This is a genomic window from Desulfovibrio sp. 1214_IL3152 (assembly GCF_036763055.1).
GTDB lineage: Bacteria > Desulfobacterota > Desulfovibrionia > Desulfovibrionales > Desulfovibrionaceae > Desulfovibrio.
In genome coordinates, this window is sequence record NZ_JBAIYW010000116.1 from 1 (window position 1) to 1,215 (window position 1,215).

Here is a 1,215-nt window from a genome sequence, read left to right on the forward strand (position 1 = left end):
CAGCCGGGCGGAAATACAGTTGCACGATGCCGTGCTTTCCGCTCCGCAGAAGGGCGTTGTGCTTACCCGCGCCCGTGAGGCCGGGGCCATCGTTCAGTCCGGCCAGACGGTCTACACCCTTGCGCTGACCGATCCCGTCTGGCTGCGGGCCTATGTGGACGAACCGGACCTTGGCCGTATCAAGCCGGGCATGTCTGTCCGCGTTCTTGTGGATGCGGCCCCGGGAAAAAGTTTTCCCGGAACCGTCGGTTTTATTTCGCCAACGGCGGAATTCACCCCTAAAACCGTTGAGACCAAGCAGGTGCGTACGGCTCTGGTCTACCGCTTGCGAGTGCAGGCTGAAGATCCGGAAAACGTCATGCGCCAGGGCATGCCCGTAACTATTGTTGTGGACGGTGCTGACGCGCCATGAGCGCCACGCAGGCCAGTTCCGGCGAAACAGCCGTACAGCTTAACGGCCTCGGCATGACCTTCGGCAAGGGACGCACGGCGGTTACGGCGCTGGATGACATTTCCGCCACGATTCCTTCCGGGTGCATCACGGGGCTTGTGGGGCCGGACGCTGCCGGAAAAACCACACTGATGCGTATTCTGGCAGGGCTGATGCTTCCCTCCCACGGCGAAGCGCGGATTTTCGGCCAGTCGCCGCAAAAACTTGTCAGCGAGAGTGCCAACAGCATCGGCTATATGCCGCAGCGTTTTGGCCTGTACGAAGACATCAGCGTGATGGGCAATCTGCGCCTGCACGCCAGTTTGCGCGGGCTTGAAGGCACGGCCCGCGAGGAGATTTTTGACCGCCTTTTGCAGTTTACGTCGCTTGCTCCCTTTACCAACAGGCTGGCCGGGCGTCTTTCCGGCGGCATGAAGCAGAAGCTCGGCATTGCCTGCGCGCTTCTCGGTTCGCCCCGTCTGCTGCTTCTGGATGAACCCGGGGTGGGGGTAGACCCGCAGTCCCGGCGCGAACTGTGGCGCATGGTGCAGGAATTGAGCCGTGACGGCATGAGCGTTATATGGGCAACGGCGTATCTGGATGAGGCCGAGCGGTGCGCTCAGGTTGTGGTGCTGGACAAGGGCAGCGTGCTTTATTCCGGCGCACCGGGCGACTTTACCAGCCGGGCATCCGGGCGGGTTTTTCTGCTCAAGACTCCAGCGGGTACGCACAAGCGCGAACTGGCCCGCTGGACCATGCGCCCCGGCATTGAGGACGCTCTTGTG

Annotated in this window: 2 protein-coding genes; both read left to right on the forward strand. The window is 62.1% G+C overall.

From position 1 onward, the window contains the following. A partial coding sequence (locus V6C07_RS02350) for an efflux RND transporter periplasmic adaptor subunit (RefSeq protein WP_333534778.1) occupies window positions 1-412 on the forward strand: 412 nt, incomplete at its 5' end. Beyond that, window positions 409-1,215: ABC transporter ATP-binding protein (locus tag V6C07_RS02355; protein ID WP_333534779.1), on the forward strand; the 807-nt coding region annotated here is incomplete at its 3' end. The genes V6C07_RS02350 and V6C07_RS02355, both read left to right, overlap by 4 nt.